Source organism: Lentzea sp. NPDC003310, from assembly GCF_040610935.1.
Taxonomy (GTDB): Bacteria; Actinomycetota; Actinomycetes; order Mycobacteriales; family Pseudonocardiaceae; genus Lentzea.
The window spans coordinates 550,237-565,283 of sequence record NZ_JBEXNC010000002.1; the positions used below are offsets into that span (position 1 = coordinate 550,237).

The window sequence follows — 15,047 nt, forward strand, 5'->3', positions numbered from 1 at the left end:
GCTGATGTTCTCCACACGGTCCATCTGGCACGCTAGGTGACGTGCTGAGGCTGGCCGGAGCGCGCGTTCTCGACGAGCGCGACCTGATCGACGTGCGCGGGGTGTTCGACGCCGACCCCGTGGCCGCGTGCATGGTCGCGGCAAGGGTGGAGGTCGCCGGTCTCGACCCGTGGCGCCTGGGCGGCGAGATGTGGGGCTCCGACTCCAAGCCGATCCGGGGCAGGGTCGAGGGGCTCTGCTTCTCCGGGCCGAACCTGATCCCGCTCAAGGGCAGCGCGGCGGCCATGCGCATGTTCGCCGACCGCGCCCGCCGCCGGGGCCGCATGTGCTCGAGCCTCGTCGGCCCCGCCGAGCAGGTCCTGACGCTGTGGGACGAGCTGCAGCCCGACTGGGGACCCGCCCGCGAGGTGCGCGGCGACCAGCCGCTGATGGCCATCTCGACGGCCCCGAAGATCACGCCGGACCCGCAGGTCCGCCAGGTCCGCCCCAGCGAGCTGGGCCGTTACCTGCCCGCCGCCATCTCGATGTTCATCGAGGAGGTCGGCATCGACCCGTGCGCCGAGGACGGCGGCGCGGGCTACCGGGCGCGGGTGTCCGAGCTGATCGCCGCGGGCCGGGCGTTCGCGCGGTTCGAGAACGGCGAGGTCGTCTTCAAGGCCGAGATCGGCGCGATGTCGAGCAAGGTCGGCCAGATCCAGGGCGTCTGGGTCCGCCCGGACCGGCGCGGCGAGGGCATCGGCACGGCGGGCACGGCCGCGGTCGCCGACCGCCTGACCAGGGTGCTCAACCGCACGGCGAGCCTCTACGTCAACGGCTACAACCACGTGGCGCAGGCCGCCTACCGCCGGATCGGATTCGAACAAGTCGGGCAATACGCCACCGTCCTCTTCTGAGTTGGCATACTCGCGCGGGTGCGCCTTCTCGCGACGATCACGGTGGTCCTGCTGACGGTGAGCGGCTGTGGGCTGTTCGAGTCGGAACCGGGGGCTCCGGAGATCACCAACGACTTCCTGGCCAAGCTCGCGTCCGGTGACGTGCAGGGCGCGGCCGGGATGACCGACAACCCGGCCGACGCCAAGGAGACCCTGGACAAGTTCCGCGGCGCGCTCAAGCCGGAGGGGCTGAGCACCAAGGTCGACCAGATCCGCAAGAACGGGGAGCTGGCGTCCGAGGCGTCCGTCACGTTCGACTGGAACCTCGGCAAGAACCGCCACTGGACCTACCCGACGAAGTTCGACGTGCGCCAGGAGGGCGACACCTGGAAGGTGCACTGGGCACCGTCCGTGGCGCATCCGAAGCTCACGCCGCAGCAGTCGGTGAAGCTCACCGAGCTCACCCCGGACCCGGCACCGGTGCTCGACCGCGACGGCACCCCGTTGCTCGCCCCTGAGCGCGTCGTCTCCGTCCTGCTGGTCGCGAAGGAGGCCGGTGACCTCGGAGCCGTCACCAAGGCCCTCGCGGACGCGCTGAACCCGTTCGACAAGAACATCACCCAGCAGTCCATCACCGATGGCGCGGGCAAGACCCCGGAGGGCCAGGCCTACCAGGTCGCGGCGCTGCGGGACGCGGACTACCAGTCGGCGAAGCCGCTGATCTACGAGCTGCCGGGCGTGCGGTTCAGCTCGCAGACGTCGCTGCTCGCCCCGAGCCGCAACTTCGGCTCGCAGGTGCTGCCCGCCGTGCGCAAGCTCATGGAGAACGAGATCGCGGGCAACGCGGGCTTCCGCGTCAGCACGGTCGACGCCCAGGGCACCGAGGTCGAGGAACTGCACTCGAAGGCCCCCGAGCCCGCCAAGGCCGTGAACGTCGCGCTGTCCCGCGCGGTCCAGGCCGCCGCCGAGGACGCCGTCGAACCGGTCGCGCAGCCCACGATCCTCGTCGCGATCCAGCCCTCGACCGGCGACATCCTGGCCGTCGCGCAGAACGACCCGGCCGACGCCCAGGGCGCGCTGGCCCTGACCGGCCGCTTCCCGCCGGGCTCCACGATGAAGGCGGTCTCGGCGCTGGCCGCGATCCAGTCGGGCAAGGTCACCGCCGAGACGCCGCTGCCGTGCCCCGGCAAGACGACCATCGACGGCCGGCGGATCGTGCCGAACTCCAGCGAGTTCGACAAGGGCACCATCCCGCTGCGGTCGGCGTTCGCGTTCTCCTGCAACACGACGTTCGCGCAGCTCGCCGTCGACATGCCGGCCGACCTGCTGACGAACTCCGCGCTGTCGCTGGGCCTCGGCGTCGACTTCGACATCCCCGGCCTGACCACGATCACCGGCTCCGTGCCCGCCGCGACCGACGTGGTGGAGCGGGCCGAGGACTCGTTCGGCCAGGGCAAGGTCCTCGCCTCGCCGTTCGGCATGGCGCTCGTGTCGGCGTCCATCGCGAAGGGCACGATGCCGGTGCCGCAACTGGTGCGCGGCAAGGAGACCAAAGCGGACAAACAGCCCGCCGGACCTCCCGCGGCCGCCCTCGACCCGGTGCGCCAGATGATGCGCGAGGTCGTCGACTACGGCACTGCACCGCAACTCAAGCCGTACGGAGACGTGCGCGGCAAGACTGGTACCGCACAGTTCGGTGACGGCGTGCACTCACACGGGTGGTTCATGGGCTACCGGGGCGATCTCGCGTTCGCGACCCTGGTGCTCAGCGGAGAAACTTCGACTCCAGCCGTGGATGTGGCGGTGAGGTTCCTCAAGGCGGTGCCGTGATGAGCAAGACAAAAGACCTGACGACGCGTGAGCGCCTGATCCGTGCGGGCATCTTGTTACCCGCACCGCGCGTGCCCGAGCCTCGTGCCGAGGACCGCGTTCAGAGCGTGGAACGCGCGCAAGGCTAATCTGGGGAGCATGGCTGTTCGTGCTCCGCTGCAACCCGGTGTGCAATCTCCGCGGCGTCAGGTGCCCTCGCGCATCGTGCGCCCCGAGTACGTCGACAAGCCCGCGCCGCAGCGCGGCACCGACCCGTGGGTGCAGACGCCGGAGATCATCGAGGCCATGCGGATCGCGGGCCGCCTGGCTGCCCAAGCTCTGCAGGAGGCGGGCAAGGTCGTCGTGCCCGGCGTGACGACGGACGAGATCGACGCGGTGGCGCACGAGTTCCTGTGCGACAACGGCGCATACCCGTCGACGCTCGGCTACCGAGGCTTCCCGAAGTCGTGCTGCACCTCGCTGAACGAGGTCATCTGCCACGGCATCCCGGACAGCACGGTCGTCGAGGACGGCGACATCGTGAACATCGACGTGACGGCGTTCATCGGCGGCGTGCACGGCGACACCAACGCGACCTTCCTCGCGGGCAACGTCTCCGAGGAGGCCAAGCTCCTCGTAGAGCGCACCCACGAGGCCACGATGCGCGCCATCAAGGCCGTGAAGCCAGGCCGCGAACTCAACGTGGTAGGCCGAGTCATCGAGGCGTACGCGAACAGGTTCAACTACGGCGTGGTGCGCGACTTCACGGGCCACGGCATCGGCCGCACGTTCCACAGCGGACTGGTCGTCCTGCACTACGACGAGCCGTCGGTGAAGACCGTCCTCGAACCGGGCATGACGTTCACGATCGAGCCGATGATCACGCTCGGAAACTTCGAGGGCGAGATGTGGGACGACGGCTGGACCGTCACCACGAAGGACAAGAGCTGGACCGCTCAGTTCGAGCACACGATCGTAGTGACGGACACGGGCTCGGAGATCCTCACGGTCTGCTGACCACGATGCAGGCCCGGCGCGCGGTGCCAACCGCACCCGCCCTCGCGCGGCAACCACGACGCAAGCCCGGCGCGCGGTGCCAACCGCACTCGCCCACGCACGCCAACCACGACGCAAGCCCGGCGCGCGGTGCCAGCCGGACAGCCGACGACGAAGGCCAACTACGCACGCAGCCCGGTGTGGCGATGCGAAGCGAGCCGTCTGAACCTCGACGCGCTGCGAGGCGATAAGCCCACTCGCTGGCGATCGGGGCTTGACTTTGGGTGCGAGGTGCTATCCCTCGCGGATCGGCCGGGCGCTTTTCAGCCCGGCTTTAAAAGGCCGACCAGCGCCTCGCAAGGGCCCCGAAGTCAAGCCCCGATCGCAACCCACTACATCGTCCCGACCCGCGTGACCACCCTCGCAAGGTGACGGGAACCAACCCAACGCAACCCACCCCGCTGGAACGCAACGGGACGCACGCAACCGCACCCGCACGCCGTCACAACCGCCCGATCACCGACCGAAGCGCCCCCGCCACCGCCGAAGGCGAAGTAGCGGCCGCCAGATGATGCGACTCCACCCGCTCAACCGGCCACCCCAACCCCTCCGCCGCCACCGCCGCCTCCTCATAAACAGGCGACAACAGCACATACCCACAAGCCCCAGCCCACTCCACACTGGGCCGCTGCTCCTTCATGAACTCCCAAGGCACCTCAGGCGCCTCATCCCGCATCTCCTCCCGCAACCCAGCTGGCACAAGCCGCAACGGATCCGACTCAAACCACCGATCCCACCGAGGCAACCGCCCATCCCGCACCGACGCCTTCACCGACCGCACCAACGCCGGATCGACGGTGTCGCGCCACGCCTTCCCCGGCGTGGGCAGATCCGAGTCGAGGAACACGAGCCCGGCGACCTCGAGCTCCAACGCGTCGGCGAACGCAGGGAGCAACGGCCCCGCCCCGCTGTGCCCCACGAGCACCAGCGGGCCGGCGACACCGGAGTCCTCCAGGGCGTCGGCGAACGCGCCGATCAGCCGCTGGTGCACCGGGGCCTCGTTGACCGTCATCTGCAGGTCGACGAGCAGGACGGCCACCCCGTCCGAGGCCAGTTCGTCGGCGAGCGGGCGCATGCTCGACGGGCCGAGGAACGGGCTGTGCATGAGCACGACGGAGACCATGGGGGTGATGATGGCAGCATTGGCGTCCATGCGGGGCGCGATGTTGATCTGTGGGACGACCTCCGACGCGGGCAAGAGCGTCCTGGTAGCCGGGCTGTGCCGCTTTCTGGCACGCCAGGGGGTCGACGTCGTGCCGTTCAAGGCCCAGAACATGTCGAACAACTCGTTCGTCACGCTCGACGGCGGCGAGATCGGGCGGGCGCAGGCGCTGCAGGCGCGGGCGGCGTTCCAGGAGCCCAGCGTCCGGTTCAACCCCGTGCTGCTCAAGCCCGGCAGTGATCGCACCTCCCAGGTCGTCGTGCTCGGGCAGGCGGTCGGTGAGGTGTCCGCGCTGAGCTACCGCGAGCGCAAGCAGCAGCTGCTCGGCACCGTGCTGTCCACTTTGGAGGAACTGCGGCGCGACCACGAGGTCGTGATCTGCGAGGGTGCGGGCTCGCCGGCCGAGATCAACCTGCGGGCGAACGACATCGCGAACATGGGGCTCGCGACGAAGGCGAACCTGCCGGTGCTCGTGGTCGGCGACATCGACCGCGGTGGGGTGTTCGCGCACCTCTTCGGCACGGTCGCGGTGCTGGACGCGGCGGACCAGGCGTTGATCGCGGGCTTCGTCGTGAACAAGTTCCGCGGTGACGAACGACTCCTCGAACCGGGGCTGAACCAGCTCAGGGCGTTGACCGGACGGCCGGTGCTCGGCGTGCTGCCGTGGCGCGAGGAACTGTGGCTCGACGCCGAGGACTCGTTGTCCTACAACGCCGACGGCGTGATCGGCCGCCCGCAGCCTCCGCAACGCGACTGGCTGCGGGTCGCCGTGATCCGGTTGCCGCGCATCTCGAACGCCACGGACGTCGAGGCGCTGGCGTGCGAACCCGGTGTGTCCGTGCGGTTCGTGACCGAGCCGTCCCGGCTGGAGGACGCGGACCTGGTCGTGCTGCCCGGCTCCAAGGCCACCGTGTCCGACCTCGCCTGGCTGCGGGAAACCGGTCTGGCGCAGGCGATCCAGCGCTTCGACGGGCCGGTGCTCGGCATCTGCGGCGGCTTCCAGATGCTGTCGCGCCGCATCGAGGACGACGTGGAATCGGGCAGCGGCACGGTCGACGGCCTCGGCCTCCTCAACGTCGACATCCGCTTCCAACCAAAGAAAACCCTCGCCACCCCGTCGGACGTCGCGTGGGACGAGCCCGTCACCGGCTACGAGATCCATCACGGCCAGGTTGTGCGCAACGCTGAACGGCCGCTCGTCGGCGACGAGGGCGCACAGACCGATCGCGTGCTCGGCACGCACTGGCACGGTCTGCTGGAGAACGACGCGTTCCGGCGGAAGTTCCTGCTCTGGGCCGCCGATCGCGCGGGCCGCGACTTCGAGCCGGGTGAGGTGAGCTTCCAGGCCGCCCGCGAGGCCCAGCTGGACCTGCTGGGCGACCTGGTCGCCGATCACCTCGACACCAAGGCCGTCATCGACCTGCTGGAACGAGGGGCTCCGGCAGGACTTCCGTTCGTGCCGCCCGGCGCCCCAGCAACTGCGGGATAGCGAGGCCCGCCAGCACCAGGCCGCCGGCCGCGAGCTGCACCGCGGAGAGGTCCTCACCGAGGAACGCCCAGGCCGAGAAGATCCCGAACACCGGCACCAGCAACGAGTACGGCGCCACGACCGACGACTCGTACTGGCGCAGCAGGAACCCCCAGATGCCGAAGCCGAGCAGGGTCGAGATCCACGCGACGTACCCGACCGAGGCGGCACCGGACCAGTCGAGGCGGCCGAGCGCGCTCATGTCCTCGGTCAGCGCCGACAGCCCGAACAGCGGCAGCACGGCGACCGCGCTCACCCAGACCATGAACCGCAGCGTGTCGGTCGGCCGCGCGTAGCGCATGAGCACGTTCGACACGCCCCAGCACGCCGCCGCGATGACCACCAGCGCGAATCCGAGCAACGGCGACGAGATCCCGTAGTCCCACGCGATCAGCCCGATCCCGCCGATCGCCAGCGCGATGCCGGTGACCTGCACGGGCCTGGGGCGCTCGTGCAGCACGACGGCCGCGAACGCGGTCGTGAAGATCACCTGGCTCTGCAGCACCAGCGAGCCCAGCCCGGCGGGCATGCCCACCTTGAGACCGACGAACAGGAAGCTGAACTTCGCGACGCCGAGCACCAGCCCGACCGCGATGATCCAGCGCCAGGCGACCGACGGCCGTCCGACGAAGAAGATCGCGGGCACGGCCGCCGCGAGGAACCGCAGCGCGGAGAACAGGATCGGCGGGAACTCGTCCAGGCCGACCTTGAGCACCACGAAGTTGAAGCCCCAGATGGCGGCGACCAGGACGGCGAGCAGGACGTGACGGGGACTCATGCGACCAAGCTTGCGCCGTGCGAACTATTTAGCACCAGTTCCGCTTTCTAACCTGATGGGTTTAGCATCGCTACATGCTTGATCTCGGCAGGCTGAAGGCCCTGCACGCCATCGCGACCCACGGCACGGTCGGCGCCGCCGCGGACGTGCTCGGCTACACACCGTCCGCGGTGTCGCAGCAGATCGCCAAGCTCGAACGCGAGACCCGCACCACGCTGCTGGAACGCGCCGGCCGGGGCGTCCGCCTGACCGACGCCGCCCGCCTGCTCGCCGAGACCGCCGGCCAGGTGCTGAAGCTCGTCGAGGAAGCCGAGGTGGCGCTGGAGGAGCAACGCGGCGCCGCGATCGGCCGGTTGTGCATCGGCGCGTTCGCCACGGCCTCCCGCGGCCTGCTGCCGGACGTCCTGGTGCGCCTCGCCGACCAGCACCCGGGGCTCGACGTGCGGCTCACCGAGATCGACCCGCCCTACGCCACCGAGGCCGTCGCCCGCGGCGAACTCGACCTCGCGATCGTGCACGACTGGGCCAACACGCCGTTGCCCGTGCCGGAGTCGCTGTCCCGCGAGTTCATCGGCGAGGACGTCGCCGAGGTGCTGGTGCCGGACTCGAACCCGTTGTCGCGCAAGGAGTTCCTCGAACCGGTCGACCTCGCGGGTGAGCGGTGGATCTGCCAGGTCGAGGGGTCGATCTGCTTCGACTGGCTGGAGCGGACGTTCCACGGCGCGGGCATCGAACCGGTGGTGGCGTACCGGATCAGCGAGTACCACACGCAGATGGCGTTGCTGGCCAAGGGGATCGGCGTCGCGCTCATCCCGCGGCTCGGCAGGGGAGAAGTGCCGGACAACGTCAAGATCGTGCCGCTGCGCCCCACGCCCACGCGCCGGCTGTACGCGGTGTGGCGGACCCAGGCCTCGCGCAGGCCCGCCATCACCGCGACGCTCGACGTGATCAGGGAGATCGCCTAGGGCGCGGCGACCACGTGGACCTTCTTGGGCGCCATCACCTTGAGCACCGCCTTGGCCTCGCGGATCACCCCGGCCAGGTCCTTCTTGAACGTCTTGGAGTACGGCTCGATCGTGAGCGTCGCGGTGTCCTTGGTCTCCACGACGTTCCAGGTGCCGCGCAGGAACCCGTCCACGAGGAACGTCGGCGGGAACACGCCGTTGCGCACCGCCCCCCACCGCGACCGCGCGTCCTCGCTCATGATCCGCTGCCGGTCGGCGTGCCCGAGCAGCACGTTGTCGAACGCGGGCAGCAGCCGCGCGGGTGCCGGGACGTCCTCGGGCACGATCACGCCGTCCGGCACGTCCAGCAGCACCTTCCCGGCCTCGTTCTTGTACTCGACCAGGTCCAGGTCGGCCGCGTGCGCCTTCAGCCCGATCAGCCGGGACCAGGCCTGCATGTCCGCGAGCGTCGCCGGCCCGAACGCGCGCAGGTACCGCTGGATCAGCTCCGGCACGGCCGCCTTCTCCGGAAGCTCCCGGCCGAGCCACGACGCCATCGCGACGTTCTGCGGGATGCCGCCCACGCCCCAGATCCCGCGCGGCGGCACCTGGATCATCGGCACCAGCATCTGCGCCTGCGTGGACATCTCGCGCGCCTTGGCCTCGGGGAAGTGCTCCTCGAGGTGCGCGCCGATCTCCGCGACCGTGCGCGGTTCGGCGTCGATGTACTCGCGGGTGATCCGCGCGAGCTTCTCCAGGTCGATCTCGACGCGGGTGGCGGGCGGCATCACGATCTTCGCCCACTTGTTCAGCTCGGGCTGCAACGCCGTGCGCATCAGGTAGACGTCGTTCGCGCTGATCAGGTGCAAGGTGCCGCGCCACAACGTCATCCGGACCAACGAGCGGTCGATGATGAGCTTGCTCAGCGCGTCGACCTTGTACGGCTTGAGGCGGGCCCACAGTGCGAGGTAGGGCGGGATCGGGGCCTGGGCCTGGAGGCCGCCGAGGTGCTCGACGGCGTCCACGATCGGCATGGACGTGCGCTCCAGCAACAGCTGCCGCGCGAGCAGCGTGCGGTTGAGGGTGCGGTTCGAAAGTGTTGTGCTCACAGCGATCCGAAGAACTTCCTGATGTCTTGGACCAACAGGTCCGGCTCCTCCATCGCGGCGAAGTGGCCGCCGCGGTCGAACTCCGTCCAGTGCACGATCGACGGGATCGTCTTCTCCGCGAGCGAGCGCACCGGCAGGCTGAGGTCGTGCGGGAAGACCGCGACCCCGGTCGGCACGGTCGACGGCTGCTGGTTGCCCCAGGACGCCGACTGCTCCTTGTACAGCGCCGCCGACGAGCCCGCCGTGCCGGTGAACCAGTAGATCGACACGTTGGTCAGCATCTGGTCGCGGTCCACCGCGTCCTCGGGCGCGCCCTCGTTGTCGGTCCAGTCGTGGAACTTCTCCGCGATCCACGCGAGCTGCCCGACCGGGGAGTCCGTCAGCGCGTACGACAGCGTGCGCGGCCGGCTGCGCTGCAGGTGCATGTAGCCGGAGAGCTCCTTCTGGTAGTGGTCGAGGGACTCCAGCGCGCGCAGTTCCTCGGCGCTCAGGTCGTTGACGCCCTGCGGCCGGAAGGTCTGCAGCATGTTCACGTGCACGCCGATGACCTGCTCGGGGAACACGCGGCCGATCTCCTGCGCGATGCCGGAACCCCAGTCGCCGCCCTGCGTGCCGTAGCGGTCGTAGCCGAGCCCCTCCATCAGCTTCGCGAACGCCCACGAGACGCGCAGGACGTTCCAGCCCGGCTTCTTCACCGTGCCGGAGAAGCCGAACCCGGGGATCGACGGGATGACGAGGTGGAAGTCCTGCGAGAGCGGCTCGATGACGTCGAGGAACTCGACGACCGAGCCGGGCCAGCCGTGGATCAGCAGCAGCGGGGTGGCGTCCGGGTTGGCCGAGCGGACGTGCAGGAAGTGGATGCGCTGCCCGCTGACCTCCGTCGTGAACTGCGGGTAGGAGTTCAGCCGTTCTTCCTGCGCGCGCCAGTCGAACCCGTCGCGCCAGTACTCGGCGAGCGGGCGGAGGTAGCTCAGCGGGATGCCGTACGACCAGCCGACGCCTGGGAGGTCCTCCTCCGGCCAGCGGGTGTTCGCGAGCCGTGCCCGGAGGTCGTCGACCTCGGCCTGAGGGATCTCGATGCGGAACGGCGTGATCTCCATGGCCCCCACGCTATGAGCTCGTGCGGACAGCCTTTGTCCGCGTTTCAGCAGAACTTCTCGATCAGCTCCTCGAAGAACCCGCCTGCCTCGATCGCCGCCTTTTCCTGGTCACCGTCGCGGACCGCGTGCAGCAGCCCGGTGTGCGACACCTGGTCCCGACCAGGCTGGCTGGTGTCGACAGAAGCCGCCACCGAAGCTTTGACCGCCTCGGTCAAGCCCTGGTAGAGCTCGGCTAGAAGCGTGTTGTGGGAGCACTGGACGAGCAGCACGTGGAACGCGGTGTCGTGCTCGATCACCTCGGCCCACTGCTCGGCCTCCATCGCCGCGTCGCGCTTGCTCAGCAACTCGGTGAGGCGAGCCAGTTCGGCGTCCGTGCGGTGCTTCGCGGCCAGGCGCGCGCCCTCCATCTCGAGGGTGCGGCGGACCTGGAGCACCTCCTTCAGCTCGGTCCCGCACATGCGGCGGACCGCGCCGGAGATCTCGCTGGTCGCGCGGACGAACGTGCCGTCGCCCTGCCGCACCTCCAGCAAACCGGCGTGGGAGAGCGCGCGCACGGCCTCGCGGACCGTGTTCCGCCCCACCCCGAGCGCGGTGACGAGCTCGGGCTCGGGCGGGATGCGCTGCCCGACGGGCCATTCACCAGTCGTGATCGCGCCGCGCATCTGCTCGATCACCTGGTCGACGAGACCCGCCCGCCGGGTAGTGGCCAACGGCACAGCGTCATCCTTTCATCCGAACATCCTACGTCTGCGATAGTGGTGCGCGTGACGATGAAGCAGACGACTCTTGCCGCACAGACTGCCACCGATCCAGGTCGCAGGGTGACGGTCGTCATCAATCGTCACGTTCCGCTGGTCGGGTCCACGGTGCTCGCGATCGGGGTCGCCCTCGCTGCCGCGAATCTCCGTCCGGCGGTGACCAGTCTGGCCTCGGTGCTCGGGGATGTCCGCGCCGCCCTGGGGGTTTCGGCCGCTTGGACCAGCGCGCTGACGGCCGTTCCGGCTCTTTGTTTCGGCTTCGCGGCGTTCGCGGCCCCCTGGCTGGGTCGCCGCCTCGGCATGGCTCGCGCGATCGGATTGTCACTGGGGGTGCTCACGCTCGGCCTCGTGCTGCGCGTGATCGACGGTCCGTGGGTCGTGCTGGGCGGCACCTTCATCGCGTGCGCGGGCATCGCGGTGTCCAACGTGCTGATCCCGGTGGTGGTGAAAGCTTCCTTCCCGACGAAGGTCGGCCTGATCACCGGTGTGTACACGGGCGCTCTGGCCGCGGGCGCGGCCCTGGCCGCCGCGCTGACGCCCCGGCTGGAGGACTGGCTCGGGTCGTGGCGCCTCGCTGTCGGCGCGTGGGCGTTGCTGTCGCTGGGTGCCCTCGTCGTGTGGTTCGCCGGGGCGCGGCACGGTGAGGCCGCCTCCGTGGTGCGCTCGGCCGCTCCCGCCGAGAAGCGCTCGCTGCTGCGCAGCCCGCTGGCGTGGGTGATCACGGTGTTCTTCGGGCTCCAGTCGCTGTTCGCCTACACCGTCATGGGCTGGCTGCCCGCGATGCTCGTCGACTCGGGCGTCGACCGGAACACCGCCGGCATGCTGCTCGCGGTCTCGATGCTGCTGAGCGTGCCGGTCAGCCTCTTCGTGCCGCCGATCGCGGCCCGGTTCTCGAGCCAGGCGCCGATGGTGCTGGCGCTGGGCGTGCTGTCGTTCGCGGGCATGCTCGGGATGCTGGTGGCGCCCGCCGCGGCGCCGGGGCTGTGGGTGGTGCTGATCGGGTTCGGCATGGGCATGTTCCCGCTGGCGCTGCTGGTGATGTCGCTGCGCACCAAGTCCACTTCGGACACCGCCCGGCTCTCGGCGATGGCGCAGAGCCTCGGCTACCTGATCGCCGCGTCCGGGCCGTTCGCGTTCGGCGTGCTGCGCGAGGCCACCGGCACCTGGACCGTGTCGCTCACGCTGCAGCTCGTGCTGCTGGCCGCGCTGACCGCGCTCGGCATGATCGCCGGGCGTCCCCGCTACGTGTAGTCCCGGCAGTCGGTCAGGAATCGAGAAGCGACGCGTTCGCGCCGGTCCTAGCGTTGCCGGCATGGACATCACCATTCACGCCACGTTCCTGCCGCACACCGACCCCGACGCCTCGCTCGCGTTCTACCGCGACCTGCTCGGCTGGGAGGTCCGCGCCGACGTCGGCCAAGGCTCGATGCGCTGGATCACCGTCGCGCCCGCCGGTGCGGCGTCGTCCGTGGTGCTGGAGCCGCCGGCCATGGCCGAGGGGCTGAGCGAGTCGCAGCGCACCGCCATCACCGAGATGATCGAGAACGGGTCGTACGCGTTCATCAACCTCGCCACGCCCGATCTCGACGGCGCGTTCGACAAGCTGCAGGCGGGTGGAGCGGACGTCGTGCAGGAGCCGACCGACCAGCCGTGGGGCGCGCGGGACTGCGTGTTCCGCGACCCGGCGGGCAACACCGTGCGGATCCAGCAGGCCTAGTTCGACGCGAAACCGCGGTGCAGCACCGTGAGCTGGTCGGCGAGGTAGCGGGCCCAGGCCTTGGCGCGGTCCCAGTCCGGTGCCGCGCCGCCGAAGCTGACCGGCCCGATGGCACCGAGCCGGCGGACCATGCGCGTGACGTCGTTCGGCACGGGTGGTGTGCCGCGGTGGAACAGCCACATCGGTGTGTGTTTCAGGGAAAGCCTGTGCCGCTTCACGAACCGGTGCGCGTCACGGGCCGCCGCGTCCCCCATGATCACGGCACCGAACCCGTGCAGCGACTCGGCCGCGGCGACCGGGAGCACGGAGACTCTCAGTCCGCAGCCGGCGAGCTCGGTGCCGATGATCTCGGCGATCTCATCCGTGGCGGCGATTTTCGACGTGTACGCGACGAGGACTCTGTCAGTCATCGCTGCATCGTGGTCGCCGCCGCCGGATTCTGGCAGCGGCGGAAGACCCTGTCGTTCGGGGGCTTCAGTCCAGCGGAAGGTTCAGAAGCGCGTTTTCCAGCAGTTCGGGCATGGCCGGGTGGATCCAGTACTGCCCACGTGCCATGGACTTCGCGTCCAGGCCGAAGCTCATCGCCTGGATCAGCGGCTGGATCACCGTCGACGCCTGCGGGCCGATGATGTGCGCGCCGAGCAGCTGCCCGGTGGCCGGGTCCGCGATCAGCTTCGCGAAGCCGGTCGTGTCCTCCATCGCCCAGCCGTACGCGATGGACGCGTAGGCCTGGCTCGCGGTGACGTACCGGATTCCCTTCTCCTTGGCCTGTTCCTCGGTCAGGCCGACGCTCGCGATCTGCGGGCTGGAGAACACGGCGGCCGGCACGAACCGGTGGTCGGACTTGATCTGGTCGTCGGGGTTCAGCAGGTTGTGCTGCACGACCTTCGACTCGTGGTTCGCGACGTGCTTGAGCTGGTAGTCGGAGCTGATGTCGCCCAGCGCGAGGATGTGCGGCTGGCTCGTGCGCTGGTACTCGTCGACCTTGACCCGGCCGTCGGCGTGCGTCTCGACACCGGCGTTGCCGACCTGGAGGAGGTCGGTGTTGGGCCGGCGGCCGACCGCGACGAGGAGCTGTTGCGCCTCAACGGTTTCCTCGCCGTTCGGACCCTCGAGGTGCAGTCGCACGCCCGTGTCGGTCTTCTCGGCGCGCGTCGTCTTGCTGTTGAGGCGGACGTCCCACTTGGTCTTCGCGACCTCGGTGAAGCGCTCGGCGATCTCCAGGTCCTCGTGGCGCAGCAGGAGGTTCGAGCGAGCGATCACGGTGACCTTGACACCGAAGCTGCTGAAGACGTGCGCGAACTCGGAGGCGATGAAGCCGCTGCCGACGATGATCAGGCTCTCGGGCAGCTCGTCGAGCCGCATGATCGTGTCGCTGGTGTGGTAGCCCGTAGTGTCCAGGTCCGCGATGTCGGGGACGGTCGGACGGCTGCCGGCTGCGATCACGATGCGGTCGGCGGTGATCTGCTCGCCGGTGCCGGTGTCGATCGTGTGCGCGTCGATGAAGTGGGCCGTGCCCTCGTAGACCGTGACGTTCGCGTTCTCGTTGGCGCGCCAGTTGCGGCCGCCCTCGGCGATCGGGTCGATGCGGTTGAAGATGCGGTCGCGGATTTCTGGCCAGTGGACTGCGTCCGTGTGGGCGTCCACGCCGAGTTTTTTGGCGTTGGCCGGGGCTGCGGCCTGGTCCGCGGTGTGGACGAACATCTTGGTGGGGATGCAGCCCACGTTCAGGCAGGTGCCGCCGAAGGTGCCCTTTTCCAGGATGGCGATCTGCCAGCCTGCCATGGCTTCCGTCGGGATGCTGTTGCCGGAGCCGGTGCCGATGATGACCAGGTCGAAGTGCCTCACGTGTGGATCCAACCATTTCTCGTGGGGTGGTGTTCCCTGGTCTCTTCTTACGTGGGGGTTACGGGCGTCGCCTCGCCGATCTTGTCGGGGTGGCTGAGTAGGTTGTGTTGCGAGGGGGTCTTCTTGCGAGGGGACGCCTGCGTGAGCGTTCGTGACGCGCCGGTTCCGTCTTGTCGACCTTTGCGTTGGCGGGCGCCTGTTGCGTGCTTCCCCTGGGGCTCTGCCCCAGACCCCGGCAATCTGATCAGGGGGTCCGCGCTGTGGGCGGGCTGATGGCACGCCTGTTGCGTAGAGCGGCTGCCCGTTGCTTAGAAGGTTGCGTTGGCGGTGGGGTCCCATCACGAGCCGAGCCAAGAGCGGGCCACA

At 69.4% G+C, this 15,047-nt stretch carries 14 protein-coding genes; 7 read left to right on the plus strand and 7 right to left on the minus strand.

All coding sequences use genetic code 11. The features are described from left to right. Positions 1-41: 41 nt before the first annotated feature. From ABZX02_RS05205 to map, 3 genes are all read left to right on the plus strand, one after another. Positions 42-893, plus strand: coding sequence for a GNAT family N-acetyltransferase (locus ABZX02_RS05205; protein ID WP_355294966.1), 852 nt, complete (start codon positions 42-44; stop codon positions 891-893). 18 nt (positions 894-911) lie between these two features. Further along, positions 912-2,702 carry a penicillin-binding transpeptidase domain-containing protein gene (locus ABZX02_RS05210; RefSeq protein ID WP_355294968.1) on the plus strand — a complete coding sequence of 597 codons (1,791 nt, stop codon included), beginning with the start codon at positions 912-914 and terminating at the stop codon, positions 2,700-2,702. 138 nt (positions 2,703-2,840) lie between these two features. After that, the gene (map, locus tag ABZX02_RS05215; RefSeq protein WP_355294969.1) at positions 2,841-3,698 is read left to right on the plus strand and encodes a type I methionyl aminopeptidase; all 858 of its coding nucleotides are present in this window, start codon (positions 2,841-2,843) and stop codon (positions 3,696-3,698) included. A 481-nt stretch (positions 3,699-4,179) separates the two neighbouring features. Here the strand turns inward: map and ABZX02_RS05220 are convergent, their stop codons facing one another. Next, a complete protein-coding gene (locus tag ABZX02_RS05220) occupies positions 4,180-4,860 on the minus strand; it encodes a hypothetical protein (protein ID WP_355294971.1) in 681 nt (226 codons plus the stop codon). Between the two features lie 28 nt (positions 4,861-4,888). Between ABZX02_RS05220 and ABZX02_RS05225 the strand changes: the two genes are divergently transcribed. Beyond that, positions 4,889-6,388 (plus strand): cobyric acid synthase, encoded by a 1,500-nt coding sequence (locus ABZX02_RS05225; RefSeq protein WP_355295023.1) that lies wholly within the window; start codon positions 4,889-4,891, stop codon positions 6,386-6,388. Here ABZX02_RS05225 and ABZX02_RS05230 read toward each other — a convergent pair. Beyond that, the gene (locus ABZX02_RS05230; RefSeq protein ID WP_355294973.1) at positions 6,312-7,205 is read right to left on the minus strand and encodes an EamA family transporter; all 894 of its coding nucleotides are present in this window, start codon (positions 7,203-7,205) and stop codon (positions 6,312-6,314) included. The genes ABZX02_RS05225 and ABZX02_RS05230 overlap by 77 nt on opposite strands. Positions 7,206-7,279: 74 nt before the next feature. Between ABZX02_RS05230 and ABZX02_RS05235 the strand changes: the two genes are divergently transcribed. Next, positions 7,280-8,170, plus strand: coding sequence for a LysR family transcriptional regulator (locus tag ABZX02_RS05235; protein ID WP_355294975.1), 891 nt, complete (start codon positions 7,280-7,282; stop codon positions 8,168-8,170). Here the strand turns inward: ABZX02_RS05235 and ABZX02_RS05240 are convergent. The 3 genes from ABZX02_RS05240 to ABZX02_RS05250 are packed head-to-tail and all read right to left on the minus strand — an operon-like array spanning position 8,167 to position 11,074. Continuing rightward, entirely contained in the window at positions 8,167-9,258 is a 1,092-nt protein-coding gene (locus ABZX02_RS05240) for a winged helix DNA-binding domain-containing protein (protein ID WP_355294977.1), read from the minus strand. The genes ABZX02_RS05235 and ABZX02_RS05240 overlap by 4 nt on opposite strands. Then, positions 9,255-10,358, minus strand: coding sequence for an epoxide hydrolase family protein (locus ABZX02_RS05245; RefSeq protein ID WP_355294978.1), 1,104 nt, complete (start codon positions 10,356-10,358; stop codon positions 9,255-9,257). Before ABZX02_RS05245 ends, ABZX02_RS05240 begins: the two co-directional genes overlap by 4 nt. Positions 10,359-10,402: 44 nt before the next feature. Continuing rightward, positions 10,403-11,074, minus strand: a complete 672-nt coding sequence (locus ABZX02_RS05250) for a FadR/GntR family transcriptional regulator (RefSeq protein WP_355294979.1) — start codon at positions 11,072-11,074, stop codon at positions 10,403-10,405. 105 nt (positions 11,075-11,179) lie between these two features. Between ABZX02_RS05250 and ABZX02_RS05255 the strand changes: the two genes are divergently transcribed. Continuing rightward, entirely contained in the window at positions 11,180-12,367 is a 1,188-nt protein-coding gene (locus ABZX02_RS05255) for an MFS transporter (protein ID WP_355294981.1), read from the plus strand. A gap of 61 nt (positions 12,368-12,428) precedes the next feature. Continuing rightward, positions 12,429-12,833, plus strand: a complete 405-nt coding sequence (locus tag ABZX02_RS05260; RefSeq protein WP_355294983.1) for a VOC family protein — start codon at positions 12,429-12,431, stop codon at positions 12,831-12,833. Here the strand turns inward: ABZX02_RS05260 and ABZX02_RS05265 are convergent. Together ABZX02_RS05265 and ABZX02_RS05270 are read right to left on the minus strand one after the other, a co-directional pair. Continuing rightward, on the minus strand, positions 12,830-13,243 hold the full coding sequence (locus ABZX02_RS05265; RefSeq protein ID WP_355294985.1) for a hypothetical protein: 414 nt from the start codon (positions 13,241-13,243) through the stop codon (positions 12,830-12,832). The two genes, ABZX02_RS05260 and ABZX02_RS05265, sit on opposite strands and share 4 nt — an antisense overlap. Before the next feature lie 64 nt (positions 13,244-13,307). After that, entirely contained in the window at positions 13,308-14,681 is a 1,374-nt protein-coding gene (locus ABZX02_RS05270) for a mycothione reductase (protein WP_355294986.1), read from the minus strand. Between the last annotated feature and the right edge of the window lie 366 nt (positions 14,682-15,047).

Coding starts and splice junctions, on each gene's coding strand:
- ABZX02_RS05245 (WP_355294978.1), bottom strand. CDS start 10,358: ATGGAGATCACGCCGTTCCGCATCGAGATCCCTCAGGCCGAGGTCGAC.
- ABZX02_RS05235 (WP_355294975.1), top strand. CDS start 7,280: ATGCTTGATCTCGGCAGGCTGAAGGCCCTGCACGCCATCGCGACCCAC.
- ABZX02_RS05230 (WP_355294973.1), bottom strand. CDS start 7,205: ATGAGTCCCCGTCACGTCCTGCTCGCCGTCCTGGTCGCCGCCATCTGG.
- ABZX02_RS05260 (WP_355294983.1), top strand. CDS start 12,429: ATGGACATCACCATTCACGCCACGTTCCTGCCGCACACCGACCCCGAC.
- ABZX02_RS05225 (WP_355295023.1), top strand. CDS start 4,889: ATGCGGGGCGCGATGTTGATCTGTGGGACGACCTCCGACGCGGGCAAG.
- ABZX02_RS05265 (WP_355294985.1), bottom strand. CDS start 13,243: ATGACTGACAGAGTCCTCGTCGCGTACACGTCGAAAATCGCCGCCACG.
- ABZX02_RS05220 (WP_355294971.1), bottom strand. CDS start 4,860: ATGGTCTCCGTCGTGCTCATGCACAGCCCGTTCCTCGGCCCGTCGAGC.
- map (WP_355294969.1), top strand. CDS start 2,841: ATGGCTGTTCGTGCTCCGCTGCAACCCGGTGTGCAATCTCCGCGGCGT.